General features: G+C 61.9%; 13 protein-coding genes. 5 read left to right on the top strand and 8 right to left on the bottom strand.

The window, feature by feature from the left end; genetic code table 11:
- Positions 1-191: 191 nt before the first annotated feature.
- The 5 genes from C8D92_RS12700 to C8D92_RS12680 all read left to right on the top strand — a co-directional run bounded on the left by C8D92_RS12700 (position 192) and on the right by C8D92_RS12680 (position 3,771).
- On the top strand, positions 192-1,676 hold the full coding sequence (locus C8D92_RS12700) for an RNA polymerase factor sigma-54 (RefSeq protein ID WP_095611610.1): 1,485 nt from the start codon (positions 192-194) through the stop codon (positions 1,674-1,676).
- Between the two features lie 119 nt (positions 1,677-1,795).
- A complete protein-coding gene (hpf, locus tag C8D92_RS12695) occupies positions 1,796-2,104 on the top strand; it encodes a ribosome hibernation-promoting factor, HPF/YfiA family (RefSeq protein WP_095611611.1) in 309 nt (102 codons plus the stop codon).
- Between the two features lie 29 nt (positions 2,105-2,133).
- Positions 2,134-2,601 carry a PTS IIA-like nitrogen regulatory protein PtsN gene (ptsN, locus tag C8D92_RS12690; RefSeq protein ID WP_095611612.1) on the top strand — a complete coding sequence of 156 codons (468 nt, stop codon included), beginning with the start codon at positions 2,134-2,136 and terminating at the stop codon, positions 2,599-2,601.
- Between the two features lie 10 nt (positions 2,602-2,611).
- The gene (gene rapZ, locus C8D92_RS12685; RefSeq protein ID WP_095611613.1) at positions 2,612-3,505 is read left to right on the top strand and encodes an RNase adapter RapZ; all 894 of its coding nucleotides are present in this window, start codon (positions 2,612-2,614) and stop codon (positions 3,503-3,505) included.
- Entirely contained in the window at positions 3,502-3,771 is a 270-nt protein-coding gene (locus C8D92_RS12680; RefSeq protein ID WP_095611614.1) for an HPr family phosphocarrier protein, read from the top strand. The genes rapZ and C8D92_RS12680 overlap by 4 nt, the downstream gene beginning before the upstream one ends.
- Positions 3,772-3,898: 127 nt before the next feature.
- Here the strand turns inward: C8D92_RS12680 and yjgA are convergent, their stop codons facing one another.
- From yjgA to mreC, 8 genes are all read right to left on the bottom strand, one after another.
- A complete protein-coding gene (gene yjgA / locus C8D92_RS12675) occupies positions 3,899-4,435 on the bottom strand; it encodes a ribosome biogenesis factor YjgA (protein ID WP_095611615.1) in 537 nt (178 codons plus the stop codon).
- Between the two features lie 9 nt (positions 4,436-4,444).
- Positions 4,445-5,806, bottom strand: coding sequence for a magnesium transporter (gene mgtE / locus C8D92_RS12670; RefSeq protein WP_095611616.1), 1,362 nt, complete (start codon positions 5,804-5,806; stop codon positions 4,445-4,447).
- Positions 5,807-6,094: 288 nt separating this feature from the next.
- Entirely contained in the window at positions 6,095-6,925 is an 831-nt protein-coding gene (locus tag C8D92_RS12665) for a carbon-nitrogen hydrolase family protein (protein ID WP_095610749.1), read from the bottom strand.
- 1 nt (position 6,926) lies between these two features.
- Positions 6,927-10,811: a YhdP family protein gene (locus C8D92_RS12660; RefSeq protein WP_116919560.1), complete on the bottom strand. Its 3,885-nt coding sequence runs from the start codon at positions 10,809-10,811 to the stop codon at positions 6,927-6,929.
- 40 nt (positions 10,812-10,851) lie between these two features.
- Complete coding sequence (gene rng / locus C8D92_RS12655) at positions 10,852-12,333, bottom strand: ribonuclease G (protein ID WP_095610751.1); 1,482 nt, start codon at positions 12,331-12,333, stop codon at positions 10,852-10,854.
- Positions 12,326-12,940, bottom strand: coding sequence for a Maf family protein (locus C8D92_RS12650; RefSeq protein ID WP_116919559.1), 615 nt, complete (start codon positions 12,938-12,940; stop codon positions 12,326-12,328). The genes rng and C8D92_RS12650 overlap by 8 nt, the downstream gene beginning before the upstream one ends.
- Positions 12,941-12,943: 3 nt before the next feature.
- Positions 12,944-13,423, bottom strand: coding sequence for a rod shape-determining protein MreD (gene mreD, locus C8D92_RS12645; RefSeq protein WP_095610753.1), 480 nt, complete (start codon positions 13,421-13,423; stop codon positions 12,944-12,946).
- Positions 13,420-14,361, bottom strand: a complete 942-nt coding sequence (mreC, locus tag C8D92_RS12640; RefSeq protein ID WP_116919558.1) for a rod shape-determining protein MreC — start codon at positions 14,359-14,361, stop codon at positions 13,420-13,422. Before mreC ends, mreD begins: the two co-directional genes overlap by 4 nt.
- Between the last annotated feature and the right edge of the window lie 11 nt (positions 14,362-14,372).

Here is a 14,372-nt window from a genome sequence, read left to right as displayed (position 1 = left end):
GTGCAGATATTGTCATTGGGGTGGCCATGCCAGTAGACTTCGGCAAAGATTTTGCTTGCCGCGCCCATTTTCCGGCGCGGATTTCCATGAAAGCTCATGCGGTACAGGGACCTTGCGTCTTCCGCCCGGTCAATTTTTTGATCAGACGAGACACAAAGCTCCATAGAACTGTCAGGACCTGATAGATGGTAATGAAAGCGTCTTTACAGCTGAAGCTGGGCCAACAACTCACCATGACGCCCCAGCTGCAACAGGCCATCCGCCTGTTACAGCTGTCCACGCTGGATCTTCAGCAGGAGATTCAACAGGCGCTAGAATCCAACCCCATGCTGGAGAATGGCGAGGACGATGAGGCCGATGCCGCCAGCGAGGACACGGATCGCAACGACGACTCATCGGACAACGAGAGCGACTGGGACGACGCTCCCGAGCCAACCGCCTCTGCCGGTGACAGCAGCAGTGAGATTCCCGATGACCTGCCGGTTGACACGGCCTGGGACGACATCTATCAATCGGCACCGGCGCCCGCCCCCCGGGCCGAGGACGACGACACCGATTTCGAATCCCGCAACTCGGTCAGCGAGACGCTCCAGGACCATCTGCACTGGCAGCTCAACCTGACCCCCATGTCCGAGCGGGATCGCGCCATCGCTCACGCGTTAACGGACGCTGTGGACTCTCATGGCTACCTCACCATGCCGCTGGAAGAGATCCATTCCGGCCTGACGAATGAGGAGGACGAGGACCCACTCGAGCTGGATGAGGTCGAGGCGGTGCTGCGCCGGCTCCAGCATTTTGATCCCGCTGGCGTCTATGCCCGGGATCTTCAGGAATGCCTGATGATCCAGCTCAACCAGCTTCCGCCGGAGACCCCCTGGCTCGGCCAGGCTCAGCGCGTGGTCAGTCACTACATCAGCCTGCTCGGAAACCGCGACTACACGCAGTTGCTGCGCCGGAGCCGCCTCAAGGAGGATCAGCTCCGGTCCGTTCTGGAACTGATCCAGACCCTTAATCCGCGCCCGGGCGACGTGCTGGATTCAGGCGAGCCGGATTACGTCGTCCCGGACGTCGTCGTCAAGCGCGACAAAGGCCGCTGGCGCGTTGAGCTCAACCCGGAGATTGCCCCGCGCATTCGGGTCAACGCGACCTACGCCGCCATGATCCGCCGGGCAGACAGCAGTTCCGACAACACGTACCTGCGGGATCAGCTGCAGGAGGCCAAGTGGTTCATCAAGAGTCTCCAGAGTCGTAATGAAACGCTTTTGAAGGTGGCGACCCGTATCGTCGAACACCAACAGGGCTTTCTGGATCACGGCGAGGAGGCGATGAAGCCGCTCATTCTCTCCGATATTGCCCAGGCCGTGGAGATGCATGAGTCCACCATTTCACGGGTGACCACCCAGAAGTACATGCACACCCCCCGGGGCATTTTCGAACTCAAGTACTTCTTCTCCAGCCACGTGAGCACGGATGAGGGCGGGGAGTGTTCGTCCACGGCAATCCGTGCCATGATCAAGAAACTGGTGGCCGGGGAAACGCCAAAGAAGCCTCTCAGCGACAGCAAGATTGCGGCTCTGCTCGGAGATCAGGGCATCAAGGTGGCACGGCGTACCGTCGCCAAGTATCGCGAGGCCATGCATATTCCACCGTCGAACGAGCGTAAGCGTCTCGTTTGACGGGGTGCGGAGCCGGCTCGTGTGAGACGAACCGGCACTCGAAAATACCGCCGGGTAGGTCCGGCGGTGGAGACGCAGGCCAGACTCGGCGCTGGCTCGCTCGACAACAGGAGAAGCGTATGCAACTCAATATCTCAGGTCACCATGTTGAACTGACACCCGCACTGAAAGATTACGTCTCCGAAAAGTTCGAGAAGCTCGAACGTCACTTTGATCACATCAGCACCTGCCAGGTGACCCTGGCTGTCCAGAAACAACGTCAATTCGCCGAGGCCACTTTCCATGTGGTCGGTGGTGATATTCACGCCGAGGCCGAAAGCGGCGACATGTACGCGGCCATCGATGCTCTGATCGATAAGCTGGATCGACAGATTCTCAAGCACAAGGAGAAGAAAGTTGATCGCATGCATGGCGCGGCTGGTCGCTAAACACGCTGTCAGGGGATTGCAGTCCACTCATGACGGAAACCTCTTTATCCATTGAGTCCATCCTGGCCCCGGAGCTCACCCTGTGCGGTGTGCCCGGGACCAGTAAGAAACGCATTCTGGAGCTGATCGCCGAGAACGTGGCGCGTCAGTACCCGGAACTGGAATCCACGCGGATCTTCAACAATCTGATCAGCCGGGAGCGCCTCGGCAGCACGGGCATTGGAGAGGGGATCGCCATTCCCCATTGTCGCCTGGAGAATTGCGACCGGGTGGTCGGTGTCCTGATGACCCTTGAGGATGGCATCTCGTTCGACGCCATTGATCATCAGCCCGTGGATCTGGTGTTCACCCTGATTGTGCCTCGGGAGGCCACCAGCGAACATCTGGAGTTACTGAGCCAACTGGCGGAGACCTTCAATAATCGCACCTTCTGTGAGCGCCTCCGTCAGTGCGAAGACTCGGAGAGCCTCTATCGCGAAATGACCCGATCGTCCTGAGAGGAATCTCATGAAACTGATCATCGTCAGCGGCCGCTCCGGCTCCGGCAAAAGTACGGCTCTGCACGTCCTCGAGGACCTGGGCTATTACTGTATCGACAACCTGCCCATCGGGCTGCTGTTTCCCCTGACCGAACAGGCAGCCCAGGCCTCCCCCAAGCGGCTCCGTCATATTGCCGTGAGCATCGACGCGCGAAACCTCGCGGATGAGATCAGTGACTTCGAGACCATTCACGAGCGCCTGGGGCAGTCCGAGATGCAGGTAGAGACCATCTTCCTGGACGCCTCTGACCCCTCACTCCTGCAGCGTTTTCACGCCACCCGACGCAAGCATCCACTGAGCGATGAACGCACGTCGCTCCGGGAAGCCATCAATCACGAGAAACGGCTGCTGGAACCCATCGCGCGACTGGCGGACCTGCACATTGATACCACGGAGCTGTCGATGTACGAGCTCCGGGACATGGTCCGCCAACGCATCGTCGGGCGCCGTGAACAGGAACTGGCATTGCTGTTCCAGTCCTTCGGCTACAAGCACGGCGTGCCGCTGGACTCGGACTATGTGTTCGATGTCCGTTGTCTGCCAAACCCCTACTGGCATCAGAGTCTCCGACGGTTTACCGGCCTCGACCCGGAGATTCAGCAGTTTCTGGGGGAGCAGAGCGCGACAACCGACATGCTGGCGAGCCTGACCGGGTTTATGGAGCAATGGCTACCGGCCTTCCGGCACAGCAATCGCAGCTACATGACCATTTCGATCGGCTGCACCGGCGGTCAGCACCGCTCGGTGTATGTCTGCGATCAGTTGGCCCGCCACTTCGAGCAGCAGTACAGCAACGTCCAGATCCGCCACACGGAGCTGCCCCACCTGCATACCACTCAGCAGGGGACCGGCTCGTCATGATCGAAACGCCCATCACCATCATCAACAAACTCGGACTCCACGCCCGGGCCGCGGCAAAGCTGGTCAGCACGGCGTCGGAATACAACAGCGACGTCAAAATCCGCAAGGGCGAGCAGACTGTGGATGGCAAGAGCATCATGTCCGTCATGATGCTCGCCGCCAGTCAGGGCACCGAGATCGACCTGATTATTGACGGCGACGATGAGGAGGAGGCCCGGGAGGCGCTGGTGGCGTTGATTGACGATTATTTTGGGGAGGGGGAGTAAGCCCCGCAACCGACTGTGGTCGCCACGGAAAAACACGGAAAGCACGGAACAAACAGCCCAACCAACGACTGACTGTTCGCCCGCAGGGCGTTTCTGTGTTTTCCGTGCCTTTCCGTGGCCAACCCCTTCAGTTCTCCTGCTCGTCGATGCACTCCCGCAGATACCGGAACAACTTCTTCGCCTGCCCGATGTTCCTGTTGTCCTGCCGCTCCTTCTTGGCGTTGCGGACCAGGTTGCGCAGGTGCTGGACGTCGGTCTCCGGGCAGTAGGCAATGAACTCGCTCATCGCCTCATTGCCCTCCCCGATCAGCCGTTCCCGCCAGCGTTCCGCCAGATGGTGGCGCCGGGTGTGTTCGGCGCTGCCGGCATCGAGTGCTTCGATGCCACGAATCAGGTCGTCGAGGTGCTCCTCCTCCCGCATCAGTTTGCCGATGTACTGGAGGTGGCGACGTCGAGCCTCACGTTTGCGGATCCGCTGGGACTCGGCGACGGCATCCCGCAAGCGGTCGCTCATCGGCATGCCCGCTGCCTGATCCACCTGCAGCTCGGTCAACCGGCGACCAAGCCGCTGTAACTCCTCCATATCCCGTTTCCGCTGGGTCTTGCTGACCCATTCCGTGCCCGACTCTTCAGGGTCGTCCGGGCGATCGTGTTCGTCGCTCATGGTGTCTTTTTATCCATAAAAAATCGTCGCGAGGCCGAGAAAAGACAGAAAGCCCATCACGTCTGTGACTGTCAGCAACACCACCCCGCCGGCCAGAGCCGGATCGATATTGCGTTTCTTTAGAAACAGCGGCAACAGCGTCCCCACCACTGAAGCGATGGATAGGTTGATGATCAACGCCAGCCCGATCACCAGCCCGATGGTGGGTTGACCAAACCAGGCTACCGCCACCCCGGCAACAATGACCGAAAACAGCAGGCTGTTGAGAATGGTCGAGAGAAACTCCCGGTTCAACAGCCAGCGCAGGTTGTCCCGGCTGATCTGCCCCAAAGCCATGCCCCGGATCACCAGCGTCAGGGTCTGACTGCCGGCGATGCCGCCCATACTGGCGACAATGGGCATCAGAACCGCGAGCGCCACCACTTTCTGGATGGTGCCTTCAAAGAGACCGATCACTGTGGCTGAGGTGAAGGCGGTCACCACGTTCACACCCAGCCACACGGCGCGACGCCGACTGGTGCGGAAGATGGGAGCAAATGTGTCCTCGTCCTCATCGAGACCGGCCAGGCTCATCAGCGAGTGATCGGCATCCTCACGAATCACGTCAACGACGTCGTCGATGGTGATCCGCCCCAATAGCTTGCCATTATCGCCCACGACCGGCGCGGAAATCAGGTCGTACCGCTCAAACAGGGTGGCAACGCGGTTGTCCGGCATGGTCACGGGAATGGGTTCCACATCGGTGTCCATGATTTCACGGACCGTCGCGCTCGGGCTCGATACCAGCATCCGGGTCAGCGACATCACCCCCACGTACTCATCCTTGCGGTTGACCACGATCAGGCTGTCGGTCATGGGCGGCAGGCTCCGGTGACGGCGCAGATAACGCTGCACCACATCAATGCTGATGTCCGGACGCACCGTCACGGTGTCCGTGTTCATCAGGCCGCCAGCCGTGTCCTCCGGGTAGGACAGGACTTCTTCGACACGCTCCCGGTCCTGGGCATCCATGGTGTCCAGGACTTCCTGAATCACCGCATCAGGCAGCTGCTGAAGCAGGTCTGCCAGGTCGTCCGATTCGAAGTCCTCAATCACCGCCGCCAGTTCCTGCGCATTCAGTTTGCTCAGGAAATAGCTCCGGATGTCGTCATTCAGGTACTGAAGGACATCCCCTTCCAGGTCCTTGTCTACCAGGTTCCAGAGGACCGCACGCTGGCGCGGGGGCGAGGATTCCAGCAGGTGAGCGATATCACTGGGACTCAGGCCACCATTGAGAATCCGCGCCACCTGTTGCAGCGCGCCACTGTCCAGCGCTTCTCCCAGGGTGCGGAGCCGCTGACGGGCCTGACTTTTCTCCAGGATATCGGACATGGATCACCCACCTTCACGGGGACTTCGACGAAACGCCCGTATTATAGCGGACTTAGCGAGCCCGGGTGATGATTGGTTGTACGGATAGGCGAAGAATCGTGAGCAGACGAGGGAAATGATACCGATCTGCCACGGAAGAACACGGAAAGCACGGAAACGCCCTTCGGGCGAAAAACGACACGGCACGTCACAATCGAGCTTCTCTCACGCGCTGAGAACGAGGGCGGCTTATGACTTGCGACTTTTCGTCCGTGCTTTCCGTGTCTTTCCGTGGCCAACACTCTCTTGCTACAAACGCCGGTGCCCCCACACCGGCATGCGCTCGCGCAACCCGGCCAGGGTCTGTGGATCGAGATCGGCCGTTCGGATGTCCGGGCCCTCGTCGGCCTCAGCAATGACGGCACCCCAGGGGTCCACGATCATCGAGTGACCATAGGTCCGACGCTTGCTGGAGTGCCAGCCCCCCTGGTCCGGGGCGACCATCCACACCTGATTCTCGATGGCCCGGGCCCGGATCAGCGGGTGCCAGTGGGCGAAGCCGGTCTGATAGGTGAAGGCGCTGGGAAGGGTCACCCACTCCGCACCCCGTTCCCGCAATGCCCGGAACAGCTCTGGAAAACGCAGGTCGTAGCAGATCGCCAGCCCAAGGCGCCCGACCGGGGTATCGATGACTTCCACCGACTCCCCCGGCTCAAACGTGTCCGACTCGCGGTAACGGCCCTGCGCATCCGACACTTCCGCATCGAAGAGGTGGATCTTGTCGTAGCGAGCCACTTCCTGTCCCTTGTCATCAAACACGAAACAAGCCGCCCGGACCCGGTCCTCAATCGGGCTGCCGTCGGGCCGCACAGCGGCGGGCAGCGACCCACCCACAATCCAGAGTCCCAGACGACGGCTCTCGCTCGCCAGGAAGTGCCGGATTGGGCCATCGGGTGAGATCTCCGACTGGCCCCGTTCCAGCATCTGACGTGTGCTCAGCACCGCAAAATTCTCCGGCAGCACGGCCACCCGGGCACCCGCATCGCGGGCTTGTTCCAGCTGGCGGCTGGCGTCGGCGAGGTTGGTTTCAGGTTCGTGTCCACTCACCATCTGGATGACAGCCACACGCTGATCGCTCATATCACTCCCCACCTGTGTCGAACACCGTCTTCATGTTCACCCGGGGCTGATCCCAGGTGCCCTGAACCGAGTAAGTTGCGCTGGTCAGCTTGCTTAACGGATCCCCCAACAGTTTATCAAGAACGAACAGGGCACCACCGATCGGAGCGGACGCGCCCATAAGCACCGCCGCCAGAGGCAGGTTCTGGGTCAGCGGCAGGACGACCACCAGCTCCATGTCCAGCGCCTCGGTGGCCAGATCCGTCCGGCCGGTCAGACGGAATGCGCCGGAGGGCCCGGCAATCTGCATTTCCGGCTGCCAGGTCAGTTCCCCACCACGGATCAGCGCCTTGCCGGACATGGCATCAAACGTCACGCCCGCTTCATAGAGATCCGAAAAGTCCAGCTGCAACCGCCGCCAGAGCGTGTCAGAGTTCAGAATGCCAAAGACGCGGAACATCTGGGCGGTGTTGCCCTGCTCCAGGATCGCCCCGTTCTCAAGGCGAAAACTCAGATCTCCCCCAAGCTCCGCAACATCAAGATCCGCGGGCCCTCCGGGCCAGTTCAGACGGAGTTCCGCGCGGGTTTTCTCGCTGCGCACCGGAATACTGCCGTCAATCCAGGCGCTCAGGTCCGCCAGGTTCTCACCGCTGAAGCGACCGTCGAGCCGTGTACTTTCGTGCATCCGGTCTGACGACAGCGCCCAGGACAGCTCCCCCTCGAACGCCATGGAACCGGTCCGTACGGTCAGCGGATCAATCGTCAGCTGGTCCGTCCCGGTACGCATCTGCAACGACCAGCGCCCCATGTTCCGACTCCCCTGCTGCAACTGCTCAACCGTCAGGTCGACATCCGGCCAGTCGGCGACGGACAGCGCCAAAAACCGGGGCATGGTGTCATCCTCAGTTGCCGAGGCCCGGCTGGCATCATCCCCGGCGCTCAGCGCCAATCGGTCGAACCGGGCATCGACGGCTTCCGACGGGCCATCCGGTATCGAGATGGTCCCGCTCATGTCCGGACCGGACAGTGCCAGCTCCCAGGACTCTGACAAACGCTCCGCTTCGATGCCAAGCCGCTCGAACGAGAGATCTCCCGCCACGAACTGCCCCACCGAGAGACTGGCGGAGCGCAACGCGGTGCCGCCGGACGCGTTGTCCGACGTCAAGCGCGCCAGGGCGCTCCGCCAGTCTGCGACATCCAGTGTCTCCAACTGCCCGGTAATGCGCACGCCGGCGCCCTTCGGCGCTTCCACCATTCCGCCGCCCACGGTCATATGAACCCACGGTGGTCCGGTTTCTGGAAGGCGCGCTCGCACGCCCAGCCGTTCGGGCCAGTCCACCGACAGCCGCCTCGCCTTCGACGTCGACCAGTCCAGCATCAGATCGATGGGAGCCGCCGCTCCCCGCGCCTTGTCCAGTGGCGCCGGCCAGTCAACCTGAACACCATCCAGGCCAGACGACAACCTCATCCTCGGACCACGCCCGCCCCCGGCCTCCAGGACCGCATCGTAAGCCATACGCCCTTCCAGCCCCGGCAAGGCCCGGCCCAATTGATCGCTCAGTTGACCCATGTCGATCGCGCCCTGCTGGTGCAGCCGGAATGCTTCCGGCGAAGGCCGTGCCAGTGTGACCCTCACAGGCTCGCCCAAAAAACGGGCTGACAGATCGCCGGCCCGGAAGCCATCATCGGACCGGTACCGGACGGTGCCGGTCAGGGACTGCCAGGACAAGGCAGGATCGGGCCAGCGAATGGCCATGCCATCCGGAGCAAACGTCAGGTCCAGATCCGGCGAAGCGTCGTCCGACAACGGCAGCGTGAGAGCCACATCGGCCGAGAAGGGGCCACTGAACGCCAGATTCCGGAGCGGCGTCAGGGACGAAGACAGAGGCGAGGCCAACAGCCACTGACGGGCTGCGGCGCCGTCGAACCGCCCCCCGGTTTCAACGGTCACAATGGCCGGATCCGGCCGGCCATCCACACGGATCAAAGAGGGTTTGAGGGCAAGATCCCCAGTCTGGGCCTGATCAACGCGAATGCGTGCCTGACGACCCTGAACAGCAATATCGGCATCGGTGCCGACCAGAGCGGGCCAATCGTTCTGATAACGGATACGGGCGTCTTCCAGGCGGTACTGCATACTGCTGGTGAAGCTGCCATCCGGCGAGCCCGGAGTGATATTACCGTGGCCATAGTACCGCCCCTCAGCAATTCGCCCGCTTTCCACGGCGCCTGTCAGCCAATCGTAGAATTCGCGGTCAATCACTCTCGCGGGTAGAAAATCCGCCAGCATGGCGGCCTGGGCATCGCGTGTGTCGATCCGCATCGACAGCACATCGTCACCGGGGTTGTTCAGTCGCAGGTCAAACGCACCCTGGAAGGTGGTGCCCTGCTGGTAATCCATGTCGATCCGGTCGGACCATACCCGGATGTCTCCCTCGTCAATCGTCCAGCGTACCTGCGACTCAACCTGCCGGAACGTCCAGGGCCCCCGAAACAGCTTGGGAAAACTCAGGGTCATATCGCGGGCATCGGCGACGACCGTCCCGCTCCGGGCAGTCATACTCAGGCGTCCATCCAGATTCTGCACGCCCGGCGCCCCATCGTGGGCACGGACGGACACGGCGTCCAGGCCGGCACCGAGCGTGAAACCGCCATCTGGCGCAGGCCACTGCGCCCGCACGTCGGTGAGGTGTCCCCCGGGCCGGTAGTTCGCCAGGGTGTCGCGCAGCGATTGCGGCATGGGCGCCAACGCTTCCGCCATGGCCATTACCAGACCCGCCGGCAACTCACTGAACCAGAGTTGATCACGGGCTTCGCGACGGGCCCAGAAGGCATCCACGGGGCCACCCTTGCGCCCATCCCACTGCCAGGTCAGCTCTTCAATCACCATTTGCCCCGGGCCGGACGAAGCCGGAACCCACCCAATCTGCGCCGAGACGGATTCAATGGGGGGGCGGTCCTCACCGTTCCGCCGGAGCTGCAACCAGGGCATCTCCAGATTCGCATTGACGCGCTGGAGCGCACCATCGGTGTAATGCAGCCAGCCCTCGCCGCTCAGATCAAAGCCCGCCACCTCCAGGCCTCGCCAGCTGTACTCCTGCATCAAAGGATCAAATAACCGGCCGGAATCGACGTCGACAAAGAGACGGCCATTGAACTCCCCCCGGAAGAACCGGTCTCCTTCCAGGTGGAACCGCAGGAGCTGAGTGGTGGAACGGGGCTTCATGACACGCCCCCAGGCGCGGAAAGTGCCCTGATGAAAGCCGAGCACCAGCCGGGGAATGAAAAACGTCTGATCCGGCTGGCCAGGAACGGCCAGACTCAGGTCGACCTGATTGATTCGGATTGAGGGATTCGACAGCCATTCGCCAGCCCGGCTGATCAAGCGCTTGATCCGCGGCTCGGTGCGGATGATCTCGCGGATGGGCAGCTTTTCAGGCCGGACCAGTCGAACGCCGTCCACACCGAGATTACCGCCTCGGGACTGGCGAATGGTCAGGTCCAGGCCGTCTGCCGACAGGTCCCGGAACACCAGCCGGCCCGCCAGCAATGACCCCACAACATCCGGACGAATCCGCAGTCGGCGCAGGGTCAGGGCCCGCTCGGTCGGCTCCTCTGTGTCCATCAGTCGCAGTCGGTCGACCCGCACAACCGGGTCAAGCCCCTCCCAGCTGCCCCGGAGCGCCTCAATCCGCACGGGTTGGCCGAGCTGATCGGCCAGTTGAGTCGTCAGCGTGTCACGATAGCGGTCGATCTGACCGACCAGCTGACGCCCCAGTCCGACATACAACGCCAGCAACACCAGCGCGGCCAGCACCAGCCACCAGACAAGACTGCTGATCCGGCGAAGCCAGCGCAGTGCCATCGGCGGGCGAACAGGATCGGTAGCCGAAGAGGATCGGGTCATTCAAAGACCTTTCAGGACCGGTTACGCGTCAGTGCGATTCCTACAGGAGAACCACATCATACTGCTCCTGACTGTAGAACGGTTCCACCTGAAATCGAATCGTCTTGTCGATGAACGTTTCAAGATCGGCCACGTTATCGGATTCCTCATCCAACAATCGGTCCACGATCTTCTGTGAGGCCATCACCAGATACCCCCCAACGTCATAGGCACGATTGACCCGCATAATTTCCCGGAACACCTCATAGCACACCGTTTCGGCCGTCTTGAGGAATCCACGCCCCTCACAGATCGGACAGGGCTCACACAGCACCTGTCCGAGGCTCTCGGTGGTGCGTTTACGGGTCATCTCCACCAACCCGAGCTCAGAGACGCCGGTGATCTTGGTCCGGGCATGATCACGCTCCAGCATTTTCTCCAGCATCCGCAGAACCTGACGCTGGTGCTCCGAGTCCTCCATATCGATGAAGTCGATGATGATGATCCCCCCGAGGTTGCGCAGGCGCAGCTGACGGCTGATCGCCCGCGCGGCCTCCAGGTTCGTCTTGAAAATGGTTTCTTCCAGATTCCGGTGGCCGACGAACGCACCGGTGTTGATATCAATGGTGGTCATCGCCTCGGTCTGATCGATGATGACGTAGCCGCCGGACTTGAGCTGGACCTTTCGACTCAGAGCCTTCTGAATTTCGTCCTCGACACTGTAAAGGTCGAACAACGGACGCTCTCCCGGGTAATACTCGACCATGTCCGCAATTTCGGTCACGAAATCCTCGACGAACGCCATCACGCGCTGGTGACTCTCGCGCGAATCAATACGGACCTTTTCCGTTTGCGAGCGGACAAGGTCCCGGACAGTGCGGATGAACAGCGGCAGATCCTGATAGATCACACTCGGCACCGGGCTGGTCCCGGCCCGCTCGTTGACCGAGCGAAGCACGCGGTGCAGGTACTCCAGATCCGCACGCAGATCCTCTTCGGGCACGCCTTCCGCGGCAGTCCGAATGATATACCCACCCCGCTCATCGCCCATGGCCTCGGCACAACGCTCAATGTGAGTGCGCAGTCGGCTGCGCTCGTTGTCGTCCTCAATGCGCTGGGACACACCAATGTGGCTGGCGTCGGGCATGAACACCAGATACCGGGAGGGGATGGAGAGCTGGGTCGTCAGGCGGGCGCCCTTGGTGCCGATCGGATCCTTGGTGACCTGGACTACCAGCGACTGCCCTTCGCGCAGCAGGGAACGGATGTCCGGTACACTTCGGGAGGACTCCTCCGCGGCGCCGTCACCGTTTTCGGGCACGGACACATCGGAGGCATGGATGAACGCGGCCCGTTCCAGGCCGATATCGACAAAGGCCGCCTCCATGCCCGGCAGAACGCGGACCACTTTGCCACGGTAGATATTGCCCACGATGCCCTTCCGGCTCGTGCGCTCAATGTACGCTTCCTGCAGCATCCCGTTTTCAACCAGGGCCACCCGTGTTTCCACGGGGGTCACGTTGATCAGGATTTCCTCACTCATTCCATTCTCCGGTTGTTGTCTGCCACACCTGCCAGACCGGCATCCCAGACCACGCCAGCAGATCCGCTGTCTCGGTGAGCGGCAGGCCGACCACGTTGCTGTAACTGCCTTCGATGGCGCTGACGAAAACGCCGCCGCGCCCCTGAATTCCGTAGCCTCCTGCCTTGTCGACCGGTTCGCCCGTCTCCCAGTAGGCGACCATCTCGTCTTCCGACAGTTCCCGGAAACAGACGCGGGTCGAGACTTGTCGACTTCCGGTACCCTCCGGTCTGGCCAGCGCCACGCCGGTCAGCACCTCGTGTTCACGCCCGGACAGGCGCCGCAGCATATCGAGCGCATCGTTCCGGTCCACGGGTTTCCCGAGGGGCTCACCATCCAGGACCACGGTGGTGTCCGAGCCCAGAACCCGGTGACCGGGGTGCTGGCGATAACCCGCCTCAGCCTTTTCACGGGCCAGGCGCTCAACGTAGTCAGAGGCGGGCTCACCCGGCCGGTGGCTCTCATCAATATCGACCGGCGCAACCGAGAACGTCAGGCCGATCTGGTGCAGCAGATCCCGCCGACGTGGCGAGGCCGAGGCCAGAATCAGCGAATCGGAAACAGACATACCCTACCCCAGTTTCAGGTTCAGACGGTCCAGCACCGCGCAAACAAATGGCCAGACGAGCGCCCCGGTCAGCGCCGGCAACAGATAGCTGAACCCGGGCGTGCCCGACCCCAGGACCTGATCCGCAAAATGGACAGTCATCTGGTTGATTCCCAACAACAGGAACACCATGAGACACTGCTGAGGCAACGGGAACATCCGCAGCCGCTGATGCGTGGTGAGCACCAGGAAGGCGATCAGTGCCATGGCAAACGCGTTGACGCCCAGCGTGCTGGACTCCAGAACATCAAGCATCAGGCCCAGCAGCCATGCCACCAGCACGCCAAAACGTCCCGGCGCCCGGAAGGTCCAGTAGAACACGATCAGCCCAAGCCATTCCGGCCGGAGCACCAGCCACTGGACCGGGAACAGCGAGACACTGAGAACCATCGCAGCGACGACGCTGACGAAAAACACCGGATAGCTGATGACCGACAGACTCATCCTTCAGCCTCCTGTTCCATACCGCCCGCTTTTGTCGCCTCGTCCCCCGGGGTGGTCGGTGGCGGCGCCGGCGACTCGTTCTGGAACAGCACCAACACCAGGTCACTGGTATTGAGACCTGCCGCCGGCTCTGCCTCGATTTCCGAGAAGGCCGCCCCGGGCCGGCTTTCGATGCTCGCCACCCGGGCGACGGGATACCCTCGCGGAAACCGACCGCCCAGGCCGGAGCTGACCAGCAGGTCGCCCTCACGGATGTCAGCGGTGTCCGGAACGTGCATCAATTGGAGCGTGTCCTTACGCCCCGTACCCAGCAGCACCGCCCGGACGCCGCTTCGCAGCACCTTGACGGGCACCCCGTGGCTGCTGTCAGAGACCAGCAGTACGCGGGAGGTCAACTGGTTCACTTCAATAACCTGCCCCATCAGTCCATCGGCATCGATGATCGCCTGCCCCTCACCGACATTGTCGCGAGCGCCCTTGTTGATGATGAGCTCATGGGAGAACGGATCCGGCGTGACGCCGATGACGTCGGCGACCAGCACGCTTTCATCCAGCTCGCTGGCGGCACTTTCCAGATGGCGCAACGCCCGGTTGTCGGCGGCGAGCGTGGCGTATTTGCTGGAACGGCGCTCCAGAACCAGCAGGCGGGCGCGGAGGGAGTCGATTTCAGCCAGCAGCTCTTCGCGACTCGAAAACGCATTGTCGCTCCACTCACCAACGGCCTCCGGCAGGTGCCCGAGCCACACAATCGGCGACAGCATCGTTCCGAGTACACTGCGCACGTCATCGACACGCTGGAAGCGCGCATCCGCCACCATCAGCACGAGAGACAGCAGGGCCACCGCCATCAGGCGCATTCCCGGCCAGGGTCCCTGTGCGAAGATGGTCTTGATAGCGTTACCCTCCGTCTGAAACAACAACGCCGCTGAGACGGTCATCCGCAGCGGCG

Origin of the sequence: Tamilnaduibacter salinus (genome assembly GCF_003096655.1) — a bacterium.
GTDB classification, from domain to species: Bacteria; Pseudomonadota; Gammaproteobacteria; order Pseudomonadales; family Oleiphilaceae; genus Tamilnaduibacter; species Tamilnaduibacter salinus.
This window is presented reverse-complemented; position numbering and strand designations above follow the sequence as displayed.